A 23,122-nucleotide genomic window follows, 5' to 3' on the forward strand; every position below is an offset into this window, starting at 1 on the left:
CCTTCAAAGCTGCATCATCCCGGTCATACCGCATGCGCATTGACCTGAAGTATAAGAAGGCCACCCCCATATTGCAACACTTGTGTCTTTTATGATTTTTATGATTTATATGATTCCAATTTGAGGGCGACCCACCTGCGGACGGTAGCCGTGCATCCGGCGCTTGCCTGTGCAACAATCGTTACAGACACCCTGACCGCGACTGACCATGACAATCGAATCCTCCGCGCCGCCGCAGCACCTGGACGAATTGCTCGCCCTGCTCCGGGAAAACTTCGCGGCGCTTAGCCCGCAATTCCAGGGGGGCGCCCGCTACCTGCTCGACCATCCCCAGGAGATACCCATCCTGTCCATGCGCAAGATTGCCGTGGACGCCGGAGTCCAGCCCGCAACGCTGGTACGCCTGGCGCAGTTTCTCGGGTTCGAGGGTTGGCAAGGACTGCGCGAGCTCTTCGTGGAGGCATTCCGCGGCGGCCCCCAGCCCTATGCAAAACGGGCCAAAAAGCTGGTCCGGGAAAGCGGTTCTAGCCGGATGCTCGCGGAGATGCTCGATACGCAGCACCGGAACCTCGACCTCACAGGCGCCAACAACGCGGAATCGATGCCACGTGCCGCAGAACTGCTCAGCGCCGCACCCAATGTCTACATTGCGGGTTTCCGCTCCTGCTATCCGATCGCCTTTACGTTTCACTACATCTATCGGCTGTTCCGCTCGTCGGCGCACCTGATCCACGGAGATGCCGGCACGCTGGAAATGGAACTGCGGGCCCTGGAGCCCAAGGATGCCGTCGTGGTTGCGAGTTTCGCTCCGTATTCGCAGGAGATCATTCGCGTCGCCGGCGCCGCGAAGCAAGCCGGCTGCCGCGTCATCGCCCTGACCGACAGCACGGTAGCGCCGATTGCACTGGAGGCGGACTGCACGTTGCTGTTCTCGGTCGACAGCCCTTCGTTCTTCCCCTCGATTACCGCCGGCGTGGCGGTCGTCGAAGCACTGGTCGAACAGCTTCTGGCCAAGAAGGGCAAGGGTGCAATCAAGGCGCTCGAACTTGCCGAAGGGCAATTGCACAAGACTGGCGCGTATGTGCGGGCGAAGCACGGCTAGCCAACGCGCCATGGTGCCAGGCGCGGGCAACCTGAACGGCAGAGGACTTACTCGAATGCCTCATCGCCCGGCTGCTCGTAAGCCTTCCTGACCTCTGCGCTCATCGGGAATTCGAAGTTGATGTTCTTTGGCGGGACGGGCTTGTTGAACCACTTGGCGTAGATGGCCTTGATCTCGCCGCTCTTCATCAGGCCAACGATCACGCCGTCGACCAGTTTCTTGAACTCGGGATCGTCCTTGCGCATCATGAAGCCGTAGGCTTCGAAGGACTGCGGCATGCCGACCACCGTCCATTCGGTGGGGTTCGGCGACATGGTCCGCACGCCGGAAAGCAGGACGYCATCCATCATGAAGGCGGCCACCCGGCCAGACTGCAGGATCAGGAACGATTCGCCATAGTCCTTGGCGCTCTGAATCGTGATGTTCGCCTTCTTCTCGTCATTGAGTTTGCGCAGGATCCGTTCGGAGGTGGTGCCCGCGTTCGTCACCACCGCCTTTCCGGAAAGATCATGGAAGTCCTGGACCGGACTCCCCTTCTTGACCAGCAGGCGCGTGCCCGCAACAAAAAAGGTGGTAGAGAAGGCTACCTGCTGTTGCCGCGACTTCAGGTTCGTGGTGACGCCGCACTCCAGGTCGACCGTCCCGTTCTGCACCAGCGAGATCCGGTTTTGCGAGGTCACCGGGATCATGCGCACCTGCAGGTTTGCTACCGCCGTCTGCTTGCCGACCTCCGCAATGACCTTTTCGCAGAGGTCCTGCGAATACCCAATCACCTTCTGGTTGCTGTCGTAGTAGGAAAACGGGATCGACGAGGTCCGGTGTCCGATCGCGATGGTCCCCGACGCTTTGATCCTCCCCAGGGTCGGACTGGCGGCTGCGTCAATAGCCTGGGCGGCGCCCGCGCCAAGAATGGATCCAACCAGCGCCACTCCCAGGCAGGTGACTTTAACGGCTTTCATCTATCGCTCCTTGTTTAGCAAACACGCGATGGGCCATCGCGCTTGAATGCTAGTCACCGAGCAACATCTGTTCCATACTTGTTAACCATGAAACATTCGTATTTTCAAAGCCGGATGTGACGCAACAAGCTCTCCAACGGGAAAAACAACGCAACATTTGGTGCAATCTCGCGTCAAGTTGAGGCACGCGGCCGGCTCCGCACCGCATGCGAGCGCCCGAGCAAGTCACGGGTGGATAGCACCGTCATACGTGTACGCCGGCGGCTGCCGGAGAGCAGATCCGCCCGGCGGCGGACGCAAGCCAATGCCACGCTTCGTCCGGCGCCTGGATGTGCCGACGATAGCGATGGGGCGAATGCAGGGGGGAGGTGACTACGGCAAGCGGCGCCCCAACCGGCACGGTGGGGCCCGACTTCAGTGATGAATACAACGGGGACCGGCGGACGTCTGCGTACAGCGTCTCACCGGCCATACACGCCGGGCGATTGCCGCAATGGCCTGTGGTGGAGGATTGCCGGCGGCCGTCCTCCGGCCCATCTCAACGCGCCAGCACGCCCCGGATCGTATCCGCGAGGTCCTTGGCCAGGAACTTCGACACATAGGCGTCGGCCCCGACCTTGCGCACATGGTCTTCGCTGGCGGTCCCCGACAGCGAGGAATGAATCACCACCGGGATCGACTTGAACCGCGCATCAGCCTTGATCTTGCGCGTCAGCGTGAAGCCGTCCATCTCGGGCATTTCCAGGTCGGTCAGCACCAGCGCGATCTCGTCCTGCACGGTCCGGCCGTTGGCGGCGGCGTGGTCGGCGATCTCGCCCAGTTGCTGCCAGGCTTCCTGGCCGGTCTTGGTCATCAGCACCGGCACGCCCATGGCCTTGAGGCCTTGCTCGATCAGGCTGCGGGCAAAGGCGGAGTCGTCGGCGGCCAGGATCTTGGTGCCGGGGCGCAGCGTGACCTGCGGTCCGACGGTCTTGGGATCGACTTCCGGCTGGCGCGTCGGCAGCACGTCGCGCAGGATCTGCTCGACGTCGAGCACTTGCACCAGGCGCGGGTTCTCGGTATCGGTATCGAGCTTGGCGATGCTGGTCACCATGTCGCCCTTGACGCTGGTCTCGGCCGAGACCACCTGGTTCCACTCCAGGCGCACGATCTCTTCCACCGCTTCCACGGCGAAGCCCTGGGTGGAACGCGCGTACTCCGTCACCAGCAGGATGTTGAGGCCGCTACGCGGCGTGCACCCGACCATCTTGGGCAGGTCGATCACCGGGATCACCTGGCCACGGATATCCGCCATGCCCAGCATGGCCGGGCCGCCTCCCACCACGGTGGTGACCTGGGGCATCACCAGGATTTCCCGGACCTTGAAGACGTTGATGCCGAACAGTTCGCTGTTCGCGGACTGGTCCGACTCGCCCAGGCGGAACAACAGCAACTCGAACTGGTTGTTGTTGGTCAGGTTGGTCCGTTCGTCGATGTCTCTCATCGAGCTGCTCATACGCTTCCTTTGTCCCCGCAAGGCGCGTGCTCGCCGCGCGGTGTTGATCGTTTCGCCGGGCCCGCCTGCCCTGCGAGGCGCCCGGGGCACTTGCCCCCAGGCGGCGGCGCTGCAATGACGGGCCACTGCTCCGGCTAACGGCCAATCTTTGGGGAAATTTAGCGGCAAAGCGGCGACAGGCATGCGATTTGGCGCCGCACACCGCTAAAGTGCGGAATGAGACAGGCCGGGGACAAGCTGACGGGTGTGCGACGACATGGCTGACACTTCCGGGCAATGAGCAACATGCCGCAGGAAGCACCTGAAAGAGAACGCCAGCCCAGCCGCTGGCGCTCATGCAACAGTAAATTCCGTGACCGATTTACACGAACTAAACAGCCGCTTAAAATCGCACGGCCAGCGCCGGCGACTATCGCATACGACCGCGCAGCCTTGATTTCACCGGCAGCTTCTGGGGACACACGCCGGCCAACCGCCTCCCTCGCCATGTCCCTGCCCATGCTGCCAGTCCATCGCCCACGCGCCACGGTTCCGGTCCGGCGCCTCGAGTAGCGCCCGCGTCATGCCGGGTTCCCCGGCTTCCCGCCTTGTATTCGCCCCAGGACGACAATTACCGCTGCGCGCCCGCGACGCGCCATGGTCCGTTGCCTGAGGCTGCCGCTTTGACCGCCAAGATATTCCGCCCCGCCCCACCATGTCCTCGAACAGCACGACGCTCGCCGCCCCGGATTCCGGGGAGCATCGGCAAGGCAGCATCAGCCGGCGCATCGTCGCCATCGTCTTCTTTAACTTCATTGCCTATCTCGCCGTCGGCCTGCCGCTGGCGGTGGTGCCCGGCTTCGTGCATGGCGACCTCGGCTATGGCACGGTCGTGGCCGGGCTGGCGGTCAGCATCCAGTACCTGGCGACGCTGCTCAGCCGGGCTTACGCGGGAACCCTGTGCGACCTGCAAGGCCCCAAGAAATCCGTCACCCTCGGGCTCATGCTATGCGCCGGCAGCGGCCTGCTGGCGGTGTTGTCCGCCCTGTTCGTGCAAACCGGCTGGCTCAGCCTGGCCTGGCTGTTCGCCGGCCGGCTGGTGCTCGGCGCGGGCGAGAGCCTCGTCACCACCGGCACCATCGCCTGGGGCATCGGCGACGTGGGATCCCGCCACACCGGCAAGGTGATCTCGTGGAACGGCATGACAACCTACGGCGCGCTGGCGCTGGGCGCACCGGTTGGCGTGCTGCTCGACGCCCGCTGGGGCCTTGCCTCGCTGGGCATCGTCACCACCATCATGGCCGCCGGCGCGTTCGCGCTGGCACGCCGCAAGGCAGCCGTGCCTACGGTGAAAGGCGCGCGCATGCCGTTTCGCACCGTGTTCCGCCATATGACGCCCTTCGGCCTGTGCCTGGCACTGGGCTCGGTGGGCTTCGGCGCCATCACGGCCTTTGTCACGCTGTACTACGCCAGTCACGGCTGGGACCACGCCGCGCTGGCGTTGACCAGCCTGGGTGTGAGCTTCATCCTGGCGCGCCTGCTGCTGGCCGACAGCATCGTGCGCTTTGGCGGCTATCCGGTGGCGCTGTGCTCCTTTGCGGTGGAAGCCGCCGGGCTGGCGCTGATCTGGCTGGCGCAGGGGCCAGCCCAGGCGCTGGCGGGCGCGGCGGTCACCGGTTTTGGCTTTGCCCTGGTGTTCCCTTCGCTGGGCATGGAGGCGGTCAAGCTGGTGCCCCCGAGCAACCGCGGCTCGGCGCTCGGCGCCTATGCGCTCTTTCTCGATCTTTCACTGGGGCTGACCGGCCCGGTGGCGGGGGTGATTGCCAGCCATGCGGGCTATGGCTCGGTGTTCCTGTTCTCGGCCATGGCGGCGCTGGCCGGGCTGGGCTTGAGCCAGGTGCTGGCGGCGCGGGCACGGGCACGGCTGACGGATTGAGGCGCGGGCGCGGATATGCCGGCCGAGTACTCCCACGGCAAACGACCACACGATCAACGCGCGACAACGCCGCCTCGACCACACGGTCACGGCGTGCTCACGCCTCATTGACCTGGGTACTCCATCTGCAGGCTTACCCAGTCCGCGGTCCGTTGGCCAAAGCTGGCGGCGATACGACCGAGCGCCTCGTCGAGCGCGCGCAGCGGCCGCTCGGTCCGGGGTGCGGCCAGCATGCGGCGCGGCGCATCGACGTTCGCCACGCGGTCCGGCACGATCGTGAGTCCGCGTTTGGTGACGATGGGCTCCCGGTTCTTCGACACCGTATAGATGGTCGACCGGAACGTGGTCGCGAAGGCGTCCGCTTCAAGCACCAGCGCGATCTCGTCCACGCCGGGCGCAACTGGAATGCCGATGTCCTCGTGCGACCAGAACGAAACATAGTTGCGGGCAATCGTCAGCATGGCCGGCAGCCCCAGGTGGAATCGTTCGCTCGGGTGCCCGGACGACCAGCGCTCAATGCCGAGCGACCTCGCCAGCGCCACCGCCCGCTCGCGCCCCCCGATCGCCTCGACCAGCGCAAACGAGACCGGGATCGTGGCCGTGACACCGGTCGTGGTCACCACCTTGCGATCCGCGACATAGCGCTTGCGGCGCACCCATTTGGTCCCGGGATACGCCTTACGCAGGTCGTCGAACGAGTACCAGTGGCCCGTGGCATTGCGCCCCTCGAGCAACCCCGCGCGCGCCAGCACCCAGACGCCGTCGCAGACGCCCACCACCGTGGCACCCTTGCGCGCCTGCGCGGCCACCCACGCCAGCAGCTTCGGATCCTCGTCGCGATGGACCGCCGGCACGATCACATAGTCGGCGCCTTCCGGGAAGCGACGGTCGAAGTCGTCGGTCGTCGCCTGCGGCGTGATTGTTAGGCTCGCGGGGAACATGCGGACTGAGCCCGGCTGGGTTGCGAGCGCATGCACGTCGGCTGCGTTCGATGCGGACAGAATGCCATAGGGCACCACGTAGTCAGACAGTTCCGTGTAGTAGTTCTCCGCCACCACGGCTACGAGGGGCTTGGCGCGGCCGAAGCGCGGCTCGTACGCCGGCAGCCGGTCCGGTTGCGGCTCGACCGCCTGCGGCACACCAGCGGTCGGGCCAGCGACGGCAGGCATTCCGGACGCCGCCCCCCAAGCAGCCTGTTCGACGATCAGGACAGATATCAGCAACACGATGAATCTACGCATGCATTCCTCTAATCTTCGGAGTCAATGCCACGACCATGTCGCTCCATGCCATGGCAAGACAAAGCGGCTTCCTGCATGACGTGGGTTGGTGCTGGCGCAATATCCCGCACCAGTCCGGCCAGGCTATGCAGCCCAAGGGGCCTGATGGGCGTCGCCGGATCACGGCGTCTCCCCCGCTGCTTCTGGTTTTCCCTTGAAATGGCGGCCAGGCTTCGACCGCGCACTTCGCGCCTGTCCCTGCGGCCTTCGTGACGCCTGCCGTCGCGCGCGTACAGCTTGCTCCGCCGTCACCTTGCCCGCAAACTCTCCGTTCAGGTCCAGGCGCGGTGCATGCTCGACCAGGCACGCCCAATAGCGGCTTCCCCGGCACCAGGTGGCAATGGCCTGCGTCAACTGCTCGTGCGTGATACCCAAACGCTCCAGATGTTGGGCTGCGTCCCCGAGGATGCCTAGTTTGAGGGGCACCTTGGGCGCAGGGTTGACAGGAAAGACAAGCGGAAAATATTTCTGCAAACGCCGGATCGCCTCCACTACCGGTTCGACCGACTCGCGCGCCTTCCTGCGGGTGGTGGCGGCCTTCGGCTTGGCTGGCTTGGCTTGTTCGGCTTGCGCCCGCAGGCGATTGCGCAATTCGGCTAATTGCTCAAAACCCATTTTGCACTTCACTGAAGGTGGTTCATCTTGCCGCGAGGTTACCCGATCAACGCCAGAGCCGCATTCAGAATGGTCTGAACGCGTTTGAAAACACGGAGATAGAACATGCCGGATTGCCCGTGGCAGCTTGCTCCGTACTGGCCTATATCTGGAGCCTCGATAAATGGCAAGAAGCCTGCCCATGCCAATGAATACCATCTGGTCGCGCCACCGCCAAAACCGCAGCCTCCCACTACGTGAGCAATGATGACCTTGGTTAGGCGTACCTGCATGGGAAGTCGGTCAATGGCTTGGCGCGCATCCGCCCGCCTGGAATACAAGTGAGCCTGCTCCTGAAGCGGGAACACCGAAAGAGCACCCGCCGCGAATTGAGGTTCTAACATGGCCAGCATGGCCCGACGACCGCCGTCCAAGATAAATGGGGTCAACGGGTAGTCCAGCGCCGCAGAGCCATCCGAACGAATCTTGACTTTTCCCGCGCTCGCTTGCTCACGGAGACCATCGCACACGAGCGCGGCCACGACGTGCATATTTACAAGTACATGGCGGGGCCATTTTGGCCAAGTGCGAACGGTAGCGGCCCTTGATGTAAAGGAATTTTATTTCAGAATTAAAATTATTGTGACGAAAAGTAGGATTAATTAGATGGATTTTACCGAGAAGGTAGAGTAATTTCGCCCGGCATTCGTCCTTGTTCTAATAAGGACTAGCGAGAGAAATCTTGGATTTCTTGGCGCGCAAGGAAGTCTTTCTCAAAGGGCTCGGCGTGGGGTTGTCTGGCCTGAATTCCTCTAGATCGATAGAGCACTAGACCAATGTCCGGAATTCGGGAACGTCCTTGTGGACAGTGACCTCCCTCTCCTTGCATGTGGCTTGTTCGCTTGCCTGGGCGACAGAAAGCATCAGATGGCGAATCAAAGTTTTCATTCACAGGTCATGCACTACATTTAATCGGAGCATTTTGAATGCAACTCAGACTATTTCGCCTCTTATTTAGACTGCTTGATGCTATTTCATCCAGCCTGGCGGCGCGGCTCGCTGTCGCGGTGTTCTACGCGCCGCGCAAGTTTCCGGCGGCTAGATGGTGAATACCACGGTCTTCACCCCCGCAGGCGGCCTCTACCTGCTCCTGGGCGTCCTGTTGTTTTGCGCGGGGACGATGCTGGGCATCCCCCACGGGCTAACGAAGCGCAGCGGAGATGCCAAAAGAACTGAGCTTTGGCGCATTGCCCACCTCTCGACCTGCGTTGGGGGCGTATCGATCATTGCGCTCACGGTGGCGTTGGAAAGACTGTTTGCGGCCGCTGCGGTCTATACCCTGGCGCCCTTCTCTGCGGCCGCGTACAGCTTTTTCCTGGCCTGCACGCTCAGTGGATTGTTGAATAAGGCGTGGGATGACGATCGAACACAGGCCAGTGCTGCGCTCATCTACGGCCTGCAGATCTTTGCCTCTGCACTGTCGGTCGTTGCGGTAGGCGGCTTTTTTGCCACCTTATTTTTGAAAGTCGCGTCATGACAGCAACCAATTCCTCGGGTTTTCTGACGTACCCCGAGAACGTTGGCCATGAGTATCAGGATCTTCGTTGCTCCATCGAAGCTGATGCACTGACCTCCTTGCTGCTGCCAGCATTCGAGCTAGAGCCGTGTGTCGAGATCATCGTGCAACGGCAACTTTCGAGACCGTATCTACCTGGTGACAGAGCACGCGAGGAGCGACGGATACGAGAGCGATTTCCAAAGTTCATGGCGTTGTCATGCGCCCGGTTTCGAAGCGATGCTGCGCCCGACAAAACCGCGTCGCAGATTGAGCGGTTTGTGCGCGGACGTAGCGTTCCCCTTGAGTAGGTACCCTTGGCCGCCCCAGCGGATACCATCGCCGACCTGCTCACGATGCTCGACTCTGCCGTGGACACTTCCGGCCCACCGGTCGCGGAGAAAAATAGTCCCGCGTCGGCCGCGCCGGAGTTGGAGTTGGAGCCTGCCACGGCTACGCAAGCACCAGCATCGCCATTTTTTTCAATTTTCCAGTGCATTTTCGTACATGTCCGATTGATATTTGGACAAGTAACGTTCTTTCACCCATCAACCTCCGTCAATCGCGTGTAATCGTCGACTTTCGCTTGACCCATTCAATTCGCGCCGCTACAGTACGCGGGTTATTAATTCCAGGGCTTGCCCAGTGAGCACTTGTTCCGACGACAGTAGTCGATCCAGGATCGGCACCTCCGCCTGACCGGAGCACGGTACCCTCAGCGACCGTGCCCCGCTTGCGGCATGGTGCTATCGAGGCCGGACGTCCTGTCCCGCCTCTCTTCTTGAATACGGCTTCACTCTTCTGACCCCGCATGCGTTGCAGCTTGCCGCTGCCCGCGTTTGCCCGTGTCATTGACAAGACTCACCGGATCTTCCTGATTGTTACGGGAGTTCTTATGGTGTGGCACGAATTCGCCCTGCGCTTGCTTGAAGCGCTCGCGCTGGGCGCGTGTATCGGTACCGAACGGCAGTTGCGCCAGCGTATGGCGGGGCTGCGCACCAACGCGCTGGTAGCCGCCGGCGCGGCCTTGTTCGTATCGGTTTCCGCCTTTACCTTCGATCCTCAAGGCCATGCGCGCATTGCCGCGCAGGTCGTTTCCGGCATCGGCTTTCTCGGTGCCGGCGTGATCATGCGCGACGGCCTGAACGTGCGCGGCCTGAATACCGCCGCCACGCTGTGGTGCTCCGCCGCCGTGGGCGTGCTCGCCGGCCTTGGCCACGCCGCGGAGGCCGCGATCGGCACCGCCTGCATCCTTTGCGCCAATTTCGGCCTGCGCATGCTGGGCCAGCGCATCAACCGCGGCGGCACGTCCATCACCCCCGAAGTGGAGATGGTCTACCGCATCACCACGGTCTGCACCGCGCAGGAAGAAATCCGTGTGCGCGGCTTGCTGTTGCATGCGCTGACGGAAATGCCGGCCTTGCTGTTGCAGTCCCTGCACAGCGAGGACACCGCCGCTGGCGGGCACATCGAAGTCCGCGCCGATGTGCTGGCCGCGCCCGGCAATGAAGGCAAGCTGGAGCAGATCGTCAGCCGCATCAGCATGGAGAAGAGTGTTTCCCTCGTGCGCTGGGCCATTCCGGCCGGCGCGCTCGAATAACCCCAAGGAGATAGAAAGGAGCTGGATATGCGTTTGTTCAACTGGATGCTCCCCCAGACCACCAACCGCCGTACCCCCCAGGCAAGCCGCGGCGCAACCGCCCAGCTGTTCCAGGTGGTACTGCTTTGCAAGGACGACTATGGCGCGGGCCTGGAGCAGCAGATTCGCCGTGAACTGGCGTCGCGCGAGCTCTCGCTGCAACGCCTGCGCATGCGGCAATGCGAGCGGCGCGAACTGATCGAGATGCGCGTGCTGGTGCACTGCCAGCCCGGCGGCAGGCCCGGCATGGTCAGCCTGGTGCAACGACTGGGCCTGGAACCGCTGGTCCGCGCGGTGCGCTGGGAAACCGTTCCGCAGCCCGAGCGCGCGCTCGCCGCGGCCTGAGCCCCCGATCCACCGATCCAAACCGATTGCCGGAGGAAGAACATGGACCCCGACCCTTCTAGCAGGCGGCGCCGAAGGCATGGCGCGATCCCGTTGGCCTGATTCCGCTTCCTGCTCCCTGCCGGAACCGCGAAACCCACCACCCGGATCCGCCAGGCTCCCTTTGCGTGACGCGGCATCCTGACTGCCCGCGCGCGGGATCCACCCCTTCCTTCCGCGCTGCCACCCACCCGTAAGCAACACGGGCGATTTCGCCCATCACCGGCTACCTGCGCGGACTTGCCCTCCCGTAGCGCCGGGGATGCGTCACGCCTGTCGATTCCTGTCGTCCGCGGATCCCGCCTTGATGCGATCCCGGCGACGAAGCACCGGCAACAAGCGGCGCGCTTGCCCTGGCGGCGGCGCCCACCCGAGGAGAAAACCAATGCAAACGCCCACCACTCGCCAACGCTTGCTCCTGCGCCGGCCGCCAGGCCTTGCGCTCGCCGCCGCCTGCGCGGCCTGCATCGTACTGGCCGGCTGCGATGCCAACAGCCTGTTCGGCGCGCATGCCAACACGCCCAGGCAGAGTACCGAACCGGTGCGCGAGGGCAACTTCATCACGGTGCCCGAGGCATCACCGCTGCGCACCCAGCTGCAGGTGCAGACCATTGTCGAGCAGGTGCTGGAGCGTCCCATCGAGGTGCCCGGCTCGATCGAGGCCGACGCCGCCAAGCTGGTCAAGATCGTACCGCCGCTGGCCGGGCGCATCGTCCGGCTGCACGCCGCGCTGGGCGATGTCGTGCGCAAGGGCGATCCTCTCTTTACGCTGGATTCCGCCGAACTGAGCGCGGCCCAGGGTGAGGCCGGCAAGGCGCGCGCCGCCTTGCTCGAAGCGAAGCTGAACCTGGATCGCCAGCGCACGCTGTTCGAGGCGGAGATCGTGGCGCGCAAGGACTACGAGCAAGCCCAGCTTGCCTACTCGCAGGCAAGCAGCGACGCCGAGACCACGGCGGCCCATCTCGCGCAACTTGGCGCCGCCGGCACCGCGCCGTCGCATCGCCAATACACCATGACGGCGCCGCTGGCGGGCCGCGTCATCGAACTCGAGGGCGCGCAGGGCGGCTTCTGGAACGACACCGGCGCACCGGTCATGACCGTGGCCGACCTGTCCACCGTCTATCTCGCGGCCAGCGTGTCCGAGAAAGATATCGCTTCGATTTTCGTCGGCCAGCCCGCCGAAATCCTGCTCAATGCCTACCCCGGCAGGCCCGTGACCGGCCAGGTCCGCTACATCGGCGAGATCCTCGACCCCGACACCCGCACCGTCAAGGTCCGCGTGGCGGTCGACAACAAGGACGGACGCTATCGCCCCGGCCTGTTCGCCAAGGTGATCTTCGCGGGCGAAAAGCATCCGGCGCTGCTGGTGCCGCCGGCGGCACTGCTGCAAAGCGGGCTCTACACCCGCGTGCTGGTGGAAAAGGCGCCCTTCCGCTTCGAGCCGCGCGTGGTCACCACGGGCGCGCATGCCGACGGGCAAGTCGAGATCCTCGCCGGGCTCAAGGCGGGCGAGCGCATCGTCGTGAAGAACGGAGTCCTCCTCCATGATTGACCGCCTCGTTACCCTATGTTTCGACCGGCGTGCCATCGTCTGGCTGGTCTTCGCGCTGGTGGCGCTGTATGGCGCCTATAGCTGGAAACAACTGCCCGTCGAGGCCTATCCGGACATCGCCGACGTCACGTCGCAGATCGTTACCCAGGTGCCAGGCCTGGGCGCGGAGGAAATCGAGCAACAGATCACCATCCCGCTGGAGCGCGCGCTGCTGGCCACGCCCGGCATGCATGTGCTGCGCACCCGCAGCCTGTTTGCGCTGTCGCTGATCACCGTGGTGTTCGAGGACGGCACGGACGGCTACTGGGCGCGCCAGCGTTTGCAGGAACGCCTGAACGAGGTGGACCTGCCTTATGACGCCAAACCCGGGCTAGACCCCTACACCTCGCCAACGGGCGAGTTCTACCGCTACACGCTGGAGTCCGACACGCGCGACCTGCGCGAACTGTCGGAGCTGCAGGCCTGGACCGTGATACCGCGCCTGAAGAAAGTCCGCGGCGTGGTCGACGTGACCAACTTCGGCGGGCTCACCACGCAGTTCATGCTGGAACTCGACCCCGCGCGGCTGACCCAGTACAACCTGACGCTGGCGCAGGTGACCGATGCGCTCAACGCCAACAACGTCAACGCCGGCGGCAGCGTCATCGACCGCGGCGAGCAATCCTACGTGGTGCGCGGCGTGGGCCTGCTGCGCTCGCTCGACGACATGGGCAACGTGGTGGTCACGAGCAAGGGCGGCACGCCCGTGCTGGTCAAGGACCTCGGCACGCTGCGCTATGGCAATGTGGAGCGGCGCGGCATCCTGGGCAAGGACGACAACCCCGACACGATCTCCGGCATCACCCTGCTGCTCAAGGATTTCAACGCCTCGCAAGCGCTTGAAGGCGTGCACGAAGCCGTGCGCGACCTCAACGACAACCTGCTGCCCAAGGACGTGAAGGTCGTAGCCTATCTCGACCGCACCTCGCTGATCGACGCCACCATGCGCACCGTGGGCTTCACGCTCACGGAAGGCATGCTGCTGGTCGGCGTGGTGCTGCTGCTGTTCCTCGGCAGCCCCCGCGCCGCGCTGATCGTGGCGCTGACGATCCCGCTGTCGCTGCTGATCGCCTTTGTCTTCATGTATCACCTGCGCATTCCGGCCAACCTGCTGAGCCTGGGCGCGATCGACTTCGGCATCCTGGTGGACGGGGCCGTGGTGCTGGTGGAGAACATCCTGCGCCGGCGCGAACAGGAAAAAGACCGCGTGCTGACGCCGCGCGACGCCATCGATGCCACCTTGCAGGTGGCGCGGCCCATGTTCTTCGGCATGCTGGTGATCGTGGCGGCCTACCTGCCCTTGTTCTCCTTCGAGCGCATCGAGTACAAGCTGTTCTCGCCCATGGCCTTCGCGGTTGGCGCGGCGCTGATCGGCGCGTTGATCGTGGCCCTTGCGCTGGTGCCCGGGCTGGCGTGGATCGCCATGCGCAAGCCGCGCCGCATCTTCCACAATCCCGTGCTGGAATGGCTGGCGATGCGCTACCGCGCCGCGCTGGAACGCGGCATCGGCCGGGTGCGCTGGGTGGCCGCGAGCTGCGCCGTGGCCCTGGCCTGCGTGCTGGCGCTTGGCGCCAGCATCGGCCGCGATTTCCTGCCCTACCTGGACGAAGGCTCCCTGTGGCTGCAGGTGCAGATGCCGCCTGGCATCACCCTGGAGCGCGCCTCCGCGATGGCCAGCGAACTGCGCCGGGTCACGCGAGAGTTCCCGGAAGTGTCCTACATGGTGACGCAGACGGGCCGCAACGACGACGGCACCGACTACTGGACGCCCTCGCATATCGAAGCCAGCGTCGGCCTGCATCCGTACAAGACCTGGGCCTCCGGCATGACCAAGCAGCAACTGATCGACAAGCTGGCGGCGCGCTACGCGCAGATGCCGGGCTACACGGTCGGCTTCATGCAGCCGATGATCGATGGTGTGCAGGACAAGCTCTCCGGCGCCCATAGCGACCTGGTGGTCAAGGTGTTCGGCGACGACCTTCGCGACGTGCGCCGCATTGCCGGTGAAGTCGCCACCTCGCTGCGCGGCGTGCCCGGCGCGGCCGACGTGGCGATCGACGTGGAACCGCCGCTGCCCAACCTGAAGATCGACCTGGACCGCGCCGCCGCCGCGCGCCACGGCATCAACGCGGCCGACGTGGCCGAGCTGATCTCCACCGGCATTGGCGGCTCGCCGGTCGGCCAGCTCTATGTGGGCGAAAAGAGCTACGACATGACGGTGCGTTTCCCGGCGGTGGTGCGCTCCAGCGCGGATAACATCGGCGGCCTGATGCTGACGGCGGCCAACGGCGCCAAGGTGCCGCTGGCGGAAGTCGCGCGCATCACCACCGTCTCCGGCGAAAGCGTGATCGTGCGCGAAATGGCGCGCCGCCACATCATCGTGCGCCTGAATGTGCGCGACCGCGACCTGTCCAGCTTCCTGAAGGAGGCGCAGCCCGCCATCGAACGCGCCGTGTCCTATGACCACAAGCGCAACCAGATCGAATGGGGCGGCCAGTTCGAGAACCTGGAACGTGCGCAGGCGCGGCTGGCCATCATCCTGCCAATGACGCTGGCGCTGATGTTCGTGCTGCTGTTCGCCGAGTTCCGCAACCTGCGCCAGCCGGCGCTGGTACTGCTGGCGGTGCCGCTGGCCACCATCGGCGGACTCGCGGCGCTGCATCTGCGCGGCATGACGCTGAATGTGTCCAGCGCGGTCGGGTTTATCGCCCTCTTTGGCGTGGCGGTGCTCAACGGCGTGCTGATGATCGCGCAGATCAACCGGCTGCGCGCGCAGGACGGCATGGGTCTGCGGCAAGCGGTGATCGAAGGCGCGGCGAGCCGCATGCGGCCGGTGCTGATGACCGCCACCGTCGCCGCCATCGGGCTGACGCCCGCGATGCTGGCGGTCGGGCTCGGCAGCGACGTGCAGCGCCCGCTGGCAACCGTGGTCGTGGGTGGTCTCTTTACGGCCACCTTGCTGACCCTGCTGTTGCTGCCTGCCCTTTACTACCTGGTGGAAGCACGCGCCGAGCGCGCGGCCCAACGTTCCGGGGATTTGGAAACCGATGCCGAAGGCAACGCACCGGCGGCCAGCGCCGCGGGCCAGGCCTGAGGAGAACCCAATGCAAATCAAGAACAAGATCCACAAGAACCTGCAAGCTGCCCCCGCCCTGCGCAACACCCTGCTCGCCACACTGGTGCTGGCGGCATCCGCATCCTGGGCGCAGGACACCACCGCCACCGCTGCGGCGGCGGCCAGTGCGCCGGTACGCTTCGCCACCTATCTCGACGCGGTGGAGCGCCAGAACATCGGCCTGTCGGCGCAGCAGGAAACCATCCGCAGCGCCGAGGCCGGGATCTCGATCGCCGGCGTGCGCCCGGATCCGGTGCTCAAGTACGGCCGTGGCGACATCGAGACAAGCAGTGCGGTGTCGGCCAAGCCGCCGCGCACCCATGAATTCGAAGTTGAGATCCCGATCGAACTGGGCGGCAAGCGCAGCGCGCGCATCCGTGCCGCCAGGAGCAACCTGCGCCTGACCGAGGCCAACCTGCAGGGCTTCAAGCACGCGCTCTACGCGGATTCCGCCACGGCCTTCGTCGAGGCCTGCCGCAGCCGCGAAGCCCTGGTCCGGCAGGAATCGACGCTGGCCGCGCTGGCCAATGTGGTGCGCGCCAATGAGATCCGCCGCAAGGCCGGCGACATCGGCGGACTGGAGCTATCGCAGTCGCGCGTGGAACGCGACCGCTTCGGCGTCGAAGTGAAATCCGCCCGCGCCGCGGCGCAGGCCGCCTTGCAGAAGCTGTCGATCCAACTCGGCGTGCGCGTGGCCGAGGCCTTCGGCAACGCGCCGCTGGCATGTGAATTCCAGGCGTACGACCCCGGCACCGACACCGGGGCGCTGATTGCCCGGGCGATGGAAGCGCGTGACGAGGTCCGCATCGCCCGCGCCACGCTGGATCATGCCCGCGACAACGCGGGGGTGGCGCGCGCCAATCGCTGGGTGGATCCCAGCATTGGCTTCAGCCTGACCCTGACCCCCGGCGTGCGCGCCGGCATGAACGAGGAAGGCGAGCCCACCGGCGACGGCACGCCACGCTCGCGCATGGTCGGCGTATCGGTGTCGATTCCCCTGCCCTTGTCGCGGCTGCAGCGCGGCGAGCTGATCCAGGCCGAGTCGGAGGTCACACAGGCCATGCTGGGCTTGCGCGAGGCGGAACTGAAAACCGAGGTCGACGTGCGCAACGCCTTCACCACGTTCCAGGCAGCGCGGGAAAACCTGCAACGCTATCGCGAGTCGGTGATTTCCGATGCCGACCGGGTGCTCGAAGGCATGCGCCAGTCCTATCGCCACGGCTCGGCGTCGCTGCTGGAGCTGCTCGATGCGCAGCGCGCCGCGGACGAAACCTACCTCGACTACCTCCAGGCCCAGGCGGACCTGGCGGCGGCCACCGTGGAACTGCAACTCTCCACCGGCCTGAGGCCGGCCCTTTGATGACACCGGCAGCACGAACGCCACGCATGGCACCGGCATTGCCCAATGCCATGCGTAACAGGAGAAAAACATGAAAGCAGCCAACCATGCCCCATTCCAGCGGTGGCGCCTGTATCGCCTGAGCGTGATCGCGCGGCTGGACGATGTGCCCGATGCACGCCAGGCGATGCGCTGTGCCGTCAGCGACTGCGGCCAGTACCCGCTCAACGAGCGGCAATTTCCGCTCGGCCTGCCACCGTGCAAGTCCATGCTGAGCTTCGAGGTACGCATGCCGCAGCAGCGGGCCGCGCAACTCCTGGTTGCGCTGGAACGCGCGTTGGCACCGGTTCCCATCGTGCTGCTGCGCCTGGAGGTGATGGGCGGCCATGCCGAGGCGCCCCACACGGGACGCTTCCGGCGCGGGGCCGGGCTGGTTAACGGAGCGGCGGCTTTGCCAGCCGCGGCCACGCCGGCGGCGGAACGCCAGAAAGCGGAGCCCGTGGCGGGGTGAAACCGGGCCCGCCCCGCGCGTGGCTGCGCGCGATGGGCCATTTCCATAAGCGCCTTTTTAATCACAAAACGAACTTGACACGTATATACCCGACTCCTACCATGTACATACCATGTGCATGTACATTGGAGTCCGGAATGGCCACTGCAACTGAACGGATTGTCGTACAGGTTACGGCGAGCCAGAAGCGCGCAATCGCAAATACCGCCAAGCGGCTTGGCCTCAACGTGAGTGAGCTGATGCGGCAAGCCGCGCAAGGCTTTACGCCCGCGAACGATGAGGAAGACATCAACGCCCTGCTTGAGCGCGTCAACATTTCCACCAAGGAGGCGAATGAAGCGCTGGACGATGCATTGTCATTCGTCGCTGAGTCCAACAAGCGTATCGCCGCGATGTCGAAAGGGAAGGCGTAATGGGTGTGACAGACAAAGTGTGGGACGCGCTCACGACCGTCATCAAGATGAACGAAAAGGTTGTCTCGCTGGCCGGCACGGTGAAGGAACAGCAGACAAGGATCGAGGGCCTGACAGAGCGCGTCATCCGGCTCGAAGCGACGCTTGACCTTCTGCTGCGCGCCAATGATGTGAAGAAGATCAAGGGCTAGGAATATCCCTTGACCAGTCACTTTAACCACTGAGCCCTCGAAAAGTGGCAACCCTCATGCCGGCCAAGGATGCCCCGCATCGGGCGGAACCGGATCGCAGCCACATCGACGAGGCGAGCGCCGGCACGGATTGTCCCGCGCGCCTGCCCGGCAAGATGCGGTTCTCGCTGTGGCGCGCAGCATGGATAGCGTTGCTGCTGATATTGCCAGCCCTGCCGTGGCCCATCCGCGCCGCGCCACTCCCCAGTTCCCAGCTACAAATCATCGACCGGGCCACCATTGGCGCCGGAGACGGTACACCGGCCACAGTCCCCCTGCCCTATTACTGGGACCGCTCCCGTCCCGGCGAGAGCGGCGGCGCCCGTTTCAGCCTGCGCTTCCCCGACCTGCCCGGCCGGCAGGGCATGGCAGCGCTCTATCTGGAACGTGCCGCCAACAGCTACGAGGTACGGCTCAACGGCAGCCTGCTCGCCCATGCGGGCAGCCTGTCGGCCCCGGTTCCCTATGCCGGGCAGCATCCGTTGCTGATCCCGGTGCCGGCAGACCTGCTGCGCCCGGAGAACGAACTGCTTGTCACCATCGCCGCCAGCGCCAGTTCGCGCGGGGGCCTGTCGCGGGTGGAGTTCGGCCCGCCAGCGCTATTGGAGGCGCACTACGAGCGAGCGCTCTGGTTCAAGGTCATGGGACCCGTGGTCATCGCCGCGGTCAGCGTGCTGCTGGCTTGCCTGTCGGCGCTGGTGTGGTGGCGGCAGCGCGACCCCCTGTTCGGCCTATATGCCATTTCCGAGCTCGGGTGGTCTTTCGGGCTGGTGGAGTATTTCATTGCCGACGATGCCGGCGCGCGCGACGCCTGGCTCGCCGCGGTGCTGGCCGGGCGCGCGGTCTTCATGTACGCGACCGCCAGGTTCGCCATCCTGGTGACAGGCCTGGAGACGGGCTGGCTGCGGCGGATGCTGCAACTCTACCTGGCCATCAAGATCCCGCTGATCGCGCTGATGGTGGCAGCGCACAGCACCCGCGCCATGGTGCTGGCCAATGTCATCGTCAATGTCGTGATGGCGCTGTCGATCGTTGCCATGCTGCTCCGCGCCGCCGTGACGCGCCCGGAGCGCGAACGCGTGGCGATTGCCGCCGCCCTTGGCCTGACCCTGCTTGTCTCGATGCTGGACCTGCTTCATGTCTGGTGGATCGGCGACTACTACTGGGATTCCTCGGTCACCCGCTACGTGTCGCTGATATTCAGCCTGACGATGGGTTGGCTGCTGGTCGACCGCTATACGCGCGCCACGCGCGGGCTGGCCGCGCTGAACCGCAGACTGGACAGTGCGGTCTCCCGCAAGGAACAGGAGCTGTATGACCTGTACCGCCATTCACGCGAGATGGAGCGGGAGCAGGCCGCCCTGGAAGAACGCGGCAGGATCATGCGCGACATCCATGACGGGCTCGGCAGCCAGCTGGTTGGCATCCTGTCGATGCTGCGCTCGGGCCGCGCCAGCGCGCAAATGCTGGAACAACAGCTGCAACATGCGCTCGACGCACTGAAACTGTCCGTCGACGCGCTGCAGGACACCGGTGGCGATCTCGCGACCGTACTCGGCAACCTGCGCTACCGGCTTGGTCCGCGCCTGGAAGCAGCGGGACTGCGGGTGGACTGGCAGGTGGAGCGCCTGCCAACGCTGGACGGCCTGACGCCGCAGCGGGTACGGGAACTCCACTACCTGCTGCTGGAGGTCTTCTCCAATGCCATGCGGCATTCCGGCGGCAGCGTCGTACGCGTTTGCGCGTACAAGGATGCCCGCCAGCACGTGCTGGTCATCGAGATCCACGACAATGGGCGCGGCTTCGCGCCGGAGGCGGCCACGCCTGGGAAGGGACTGGGTAATATGCGCCGGCGTGCCGAGACCATCGGGGCAATGCTGGATCTACGCTCAGCGCCGGATGGCACGACCGTACGCCTGGTGTTCGCGCTGGCGCCGCAAGCCGACAGCGGCAACGGCGAACCCTCCGCCGGACAGGGCCACGCCGCCGATCGCGCCGGGAACGGAGCGATCGGCGCGACGGACCGCGCCTGATCAGTGCCGACCGGGGCGCGGCCCCCTCATATCACACCTTGATGTCGATATTCTGGCCAAGATGAGGAGGATTGCTGGCGGGGACGCCGACTTGCGGCACCGATTGCAGCAGGGCTGCCGCGCTCTGCCCTTGCATGTCGAGCGACTTGCGCAGCATCAGCAAGGCCACCGGATCGGTACCCGCGCTGCTCGCAGAGCTAATGATTGAAGTGTCCATGAATGGGTCTTCCTGATTGTGGTTAAGGTTTGGTTGAAGCTGAAAATGGCATTGAAACCAGCAGGAAGGCAGACCTTCCTGCATCTTGTGTTGTCGGCCTCCAGCCTGAAACCTTTAGCGCGGCGGCCGCCTGGCATCCGGAGCGTTTATGATGAGCGGCCCGGCCGCAGTGGACGGGAACAACCGGAGAGCCCGCGCAGCGGCCGAATCCGGCGAAACCAGCTACCAGAATTAAACATCATGGGTCGGGCGGCAAGGATTGCGGGAAACCTCGCTATTTCGTGTTTGGCTTTTGGCGCGCTTGGCATCTCCCTGGATTGCCTGGCGCTGGATTCAGCCGAACTTTATGAACGGGAATCGCCAAGCATCTGGGTGGTTTCCGTCTACGACGCGCAAGGCGTGCGCTTCGGCATGGGCAGCTCGGTCGTGATCGGGCCCGAGGAACTGGTCACCAACTGCCATGTGCTCAAGGGTGGCAGGTCCGTCAGCATACGGCGCGAGAAGATCACGCATGCTGCCAGCCTGCTGCATGCCGATGCCGAGCGGGATCTCTGTATCCTGCGTGCCAAGGGCCTGACCGCCCCGGCCGTGAAGATCGCGCCGTTGTCCGCGCTCAAGGTCGGGCAGAAGGTCTATGCCATCGGCGCGCCGCGCGGCTATGAACTGACGCTCAGCGATGGCCTGCTCTCCTCCCTGAACAAGGATGAACGAGACCGCATCGTCCGCCTCCAGACCACCGCGCCGATCTCGCCCGGCTCCAGCGGCGGCGGGCTGTTCAATGCGCAAGGCCAACTCGTCGGCATCACCTACCTGATGCGGACCGACGCGCAAAATCTCAACTTCGCCATTCCCGCGCAGTGGATCGCCGAGGTGCCGGCGCGTTCCGCCCAGGCGCAGCAGTCCTCCCGGAACGAGATGGTTGCGATGGCTGTCCCCGCGACCACGGCGGCGTCCCCGCCACGCCCCGTTGCCGGCCCGCAGGGCAGGCCACTGACCGGCGCCGAGCTGGCGAGCCACTTTGCGCACCTCGGCCGGGTCGACGTCATCGCGCCCTCCGGCGCCACGCTCCGGATGCAAGTCCGGGAAAGTGGCAGCCTCGACGTCACCAATGCCCTCAGCCGAAGCTCGTCGCCGGGCCGTTATCGCGTCGATGTACAAGCGAACCAGGTCTGCCTGGACCTGGCCAACCCGAAGTTCAGCGCAATGCAGGCGTGCTATGGCGTGACCGAGGCCAACGGGCGCTTCGTCATGCGCTCCGCCTCAAGCCCCTTTTACTTCTCATACACGAAATAGCCGGGCGTGGGCCACGCCGCCTGCTGCCGGATTGGCATTGGCGGCAATGTGGGTGTTCGGCTGGCTTGCGCTGCGTGCGTTACCATGTCGGCGTACGTTTCGCATTGCGCATGCCTGCGCGCCGCCACTTGCGCAGGTTTTCAGCCCGGAGCCGCCGCGGCACGGGCTTGCGCTTCATCGCACCCTCGCTGCACCCACGCCGCGCCATCGCCGTCATCACCCAATCGCCATGACCTCCGCACTACTGCTTGAAAATATCCATGACACCGCCGTCGAGCGCTTCAAGGAAGCACAAGTCACAGTGGAACGCCGCGCCGGCGCTCTCGCCGGCGACGAACTCCATCGCGCTCCCGAAGGCCACCAGATCCTGGGCATCCGCTCGGCCACGCACCTGGGCGCCGCTGAAATCGAGGCTGCCAGGCACCTCATCGCGATCGGCTGCTTCTGCATCGGCACCTCGCAGGTAGACCTGGACGCCGCGGCCCGCGCCGGCATGCCGGTGTTCAACGCACCGTTCTCCAATACGCGCTCGGTGGCCGAACTGGTGATCGCCGAAGCAATCCTGCTGCTGCGCCGCGTTCCGGAGAAGAACACCCTGGCGCATGCCGGCAAGTGGGCAAAGGGCGCCACCGGATCGTTCGAGGCACGCGGCAAGACCATCGCCATCATCGGCTACGGCAATATCGGCTCGCAGGTTGGCGTGCTGGCCGAAGCCATGGGCATGCGCGTCGTGTACTACGATGTGCAGGCCAGGCTGTCGCTCGGTTCGGCGCGCGCGGCGCGCTCGCTGGCGGATGCGGTATCGCATGCCGACATCGTGACGCTGCATGTGCCGGCCACCGCGCAGACCAGGAAGATGATCGATGCGGAGGTGCTCGGCCAGTTCCGGCGTGGCGCTATCCTGATCAATGCCTCGCGCGGCACGGTGGTGGACATCGACGCGCTGCGCGCGGCGTGCGACGCGAACCACATCGCCGGCCTCGCGATCGACGTGTTCCCCGAGGAGCCCAAGACCAACGCGGACCGCTTCACCAGCCCGCTGCAAGGCGTGCCCAACGCGATCCTGACGCCGCATATCGGCGGCAGCACCGAAGAGGCGCAGGAGAATATCGGCACCGAAGTCGCCACCAAGCTGATCGCCTTCCTGCGGACCGGCGACACCGTCGGCGCGGTGAATTTCCCCGAGGTCAGCCCCGGCCCCCTGACGTCGCCGGCACGGCTGCTCAACGTGCACGGCAATGCGCCGGGCGCGCTTGCCGCGCTCAACACGCTGCTGGCGCGCGACGGGGTCAACATCGTGGCACAGCATCTGCAAACCAGTGGGCAGATGGGCTATGTGGTGACCGATCTGGACAAGGTCCCATCGCCGGAACTGATTGCCGCGCTGGACGCGGAACCGGCGTTTATCCGCTGCCGCACCCTGCTCAACCCGCAGGCCTGAACAACGGCGGCGGCAA

General features: G+C 64.9%; 20 protein-coding genes. 14 read left to right on the forward strand and 6 right to left on the reverse strand.

Going from position 1 to position 23,122, the window contains the following annotated elements; genetic code table 11:
- The first annotated feature begins 208 nt into the window (after positions 1-208).
- A complete protein-coding gene (locus tag AC1DT6_RS17870; protein WP_441626641.1) occupies positions 209-1,102 on the forward strand; it encodes a MurR/RpiR family transcriptional regulator in 894 nt (297 codons plus the stop codon).
- A gap of 47 nt (positions 1,103-1,149) precedes the next feature.
- On the opposite strand, the gene AC1DT6_RS17875 is transcribed toward AC1DT6_RS17870, so the two are convergent.
- Entirely contained in the window at positions 1,150-2,061 is a 912-nt protein-coding gene (locus tag AC1DT6_RS17875) for a glutamate/aspartate ABC transporter substrate-binding protein (protein ID WP_477114795.1), read from the reverse strand.
- Between the two features lie 538 nt (positions 2,062-2,599).
- The gene (locus AC1DT6_RS17880; RefSeq protein WP_035865986.1) at positions 2,600-3,556 is read right to left on the reverse strand and encodes a chemotaxis protein; all 957 of its coding nucleotides are present in this window, start codon (positions 3,554-3,556) and stop codon (positions 2,600-2,602) included.
- A 694-nt stretch (positions 3,557-4,250) separates the two neighbouring features.
- On the opposite strand from AC1DT6_RS17880, the gene AC1DT6_RS17885 reads away from it, so the two are divergent.
- Positions 4,251-5,471, forward strand: coding sequence for an MFS transporter (locus AC1DT6_RS17885; protein WP_441626645.1), 1,221 nt, complete (start codon positions 4,251-4,253; stop codon positions 5,469-5,471).
- 104 nt (positions 5,472-5,575) lie between these two features.
- Here AC1DT6_RS17885 and AC1DT6_RS17890 read toward each other — a convergent pair whose 3' ends face one another.
- From AC1DT6_RS17890 to AC1DT6_RS17900, 3 genes are all read right to left on the reverse strand, one after another.
- Positions 5,576-6,640 (reverse strand): DJ-1/PfpI family protein, encoded by a 1,065-nt coding sequence (locus tag AC1DT6_RS17890; protein ID WP_441626647.1) that lies wholly within the window; start codon positions 6,638-6,640, stop codon positions 5,576-5,578.
- Between the two features lie 231 nt (positions 6,641-6,871).
- Positions 6,872-7,366: a ProQ/FINO family protein gene (locus AC1DT6_RS17895; RefSeq protein ID WP_441626649.1), complete on the reverse strand. Its 495-nt coding sequence runs from the start codon at positions 7,364-7,366 to the stop codon at positions 6,872-6,874.
- A 38-nt stretch (positions 7,367-7,404) separates the two neighbouring features.
- On the reverse strand, positions 7,405-7,896 hold the full coding sequence (locus tag AC1DT6_RS17900) for a hypothetical protein (RefSeq protein ID WP_441626651.1): 492 nt from the start codon (positions 7,894-7,896) through the stop codon (positions 7,405-7,407).
- A 551-nt stretch (positions 7,897-8,447) separates the two neighbouring features.
- Here AC1DT6_RS17900 and AC1DT6_RS17905 point away from each other — a divergent pair.
- From AC1DT6_RS17905 to AC1DT6_RS17950, 10 genes are all read left to right on the forward strand, one after another.
- On the forward strand, positions 8,448-8,882 hold the full coding sequence (locus AC1DT6_RS17905) for a hypothetical protein (protein ID WP_441626653.1): 435 nt from the start codon (positions 8,448-8,450) through the stop codon (positions 8,880-8,882).
- A 916-nt stretch (positions 8,883-9,798) separates the two neighbouring features.
- Entirely contained in the window at positions 9,799-10,500 is a 702-nt protein-coding gene (locus tag AC1DT6_RS17910) for an MgtC/SapB family protein (protein WP_441626776.1), read from the forward strand.
- Positions 10,501-10,527: 27 nt separating this feature from the next.
- Positions 10,528-10,884 carry a hypothetical protein gene (locus AC1DT6_RS17915; protein WP_441626655.1) on the forward strand — a complete coding sequence of 119 codons (357 nt, stop codon included), beginning with the start codon at positions 10,528-10,530 and terminating at the stop codon, positions 10,882-10,884.
- A gap of 424 nt (positions 10,885-11,308) precedes the next feature.
- Positions 11,309-12,475: an efflux RND transporter periplasmic adaptor subunit gene (locus tag AC1DT6_RS17920; RefSeq protein ID WP_441626657.1), complete on the forward strand. Its 1,167-nt coding sequence runs from the start codon at positions 11,309-11,311 to the stop codon at positions 12,473-12,475.
- Positions 12,468-15,608 carry an efflux RND transporter permease subunit gene (locus AC1DT6_RS17925; protein WP_441626659.1) on the forward strand — a complete coding sequence of 1,047 codons (3,141 nt, stop codon included), beginning with the start codon at positions 12,468-12,470 and terminating at the stop codon, positions 15,606-15,608. Before AC1DT6_RS17920 ends, AC1DT6_RS17925 begins: the two co-directional genes overlap by 8 nt.
- A gap of 10 nt (positions 15,609-15,618) precedes the next feature.
- Positions 15,619-16,989, forward strand: coding sequence for a TolC family protein (locus AC1DT6_RS17930; RefSeq protein WP_441626663.1), 1,371 nt, complete (start codon positions 15,619-15,621; stop codon positions 16,987-16,989).
- Between the two features lie 70 nt (positions 16,990-17,059).
- Positions 17,060-17,479, forward strand: a complete 420-nt coding sequence (locus AC1DT6_RS17935) for a hypothetical protein (protein ID WP_441626665.1) — start codon at positions 17,060-17,062, stop codon at positions 17,477-17,479.
- Between the two features lie 137 nt (positions 17,480-17,616).
- Entirely contained in the window at positions 17,617-17,892 is a 276-nt protein-coding gene (locus AC1DT6_RS17940) for a plasmid mobilization protein (RefSeq protein WP_045237533.1), read from the forward strand.
- Positions 17,892-18,083 carry a hypothetical protein gene (locus AC1DT6_RS17945; protein WP_477102949.1) on the forward strand — a complete coding sequence of 64 codons (192 nt, stop codon included), beginning with the start codon at positions 17,892-17,894 and terminating at the stop codon, positions 18,081-18,083. Before AC1DT6_RS17940 ends, AC1DT6_RS17945 begins: the two co-directional genes overlap by 1 nt.
- Before the next feature lie 56 nt (positions 18,084-18,139).
- Positions 18,140-20,155: a sensor histidine kinase gene (locus AC1DT6_RS17950; RefSeq protein ID WP_441626670.1), complete on the forward strand. Its 2,016-nt coding sequence runs from the start codon at positions 18,140-18,142 to the stop codon at positions 20,153-20,155.
- A gap of 31 nt (positions 20,156-20,186) precedes the next feature.
- Here AC1DT6_RS17950 and AC1DT6_RS17955 read toward each other — a convergent pair whose 3' ends face one another.
- Positions 20,187-20,372: a YjfB family protein gene (locus AC1DT6_RS17955; RefSeq protein ID WP_441626672.1), complete on the reverse strand. Its 186-nt coding sequence runs from the start codon at positions 20,370-20,372 to the stop codon at positions 20,187-20,189.
- A gap of 33 nt (positions 20,373-20,405) precedes the next feature.
- Between AC1DT6_RS17955 and AC1DT6_RS17960 the strand changes: the two genes are divergently transcribed.
- Both AC1DT6_RS17960 and serA read left to right on the forward strand, forming a co-directional pair.
- Entirely contained in the window at positions 20,406-21,665 is a 1,260-nt protein-coding gene (locus AC1DT6_RS17960; protein ID WP_441626674.1) for a S1C family serine protease, read from the forward strand.
- A gap of 229 nt (positions 21,666-21,894) precedes the next feature.
- Positions 21,895-23,106, forward strand: coding sequence for a phosphoglycerate dehydrogenase (gene serA, locus AC1DT6_RS17965; RefSeq protein ID WP_441626676.1), 1,212 nt, complete (start codon positions 21,895-21,897; stop codon positions 23,104-23,106).
- Positions 23,107-23,122 lie beyond the last annotated feature (16 nt).

The organism is Cupriavidus sp. 01L45, assembly GCF_056399885.1.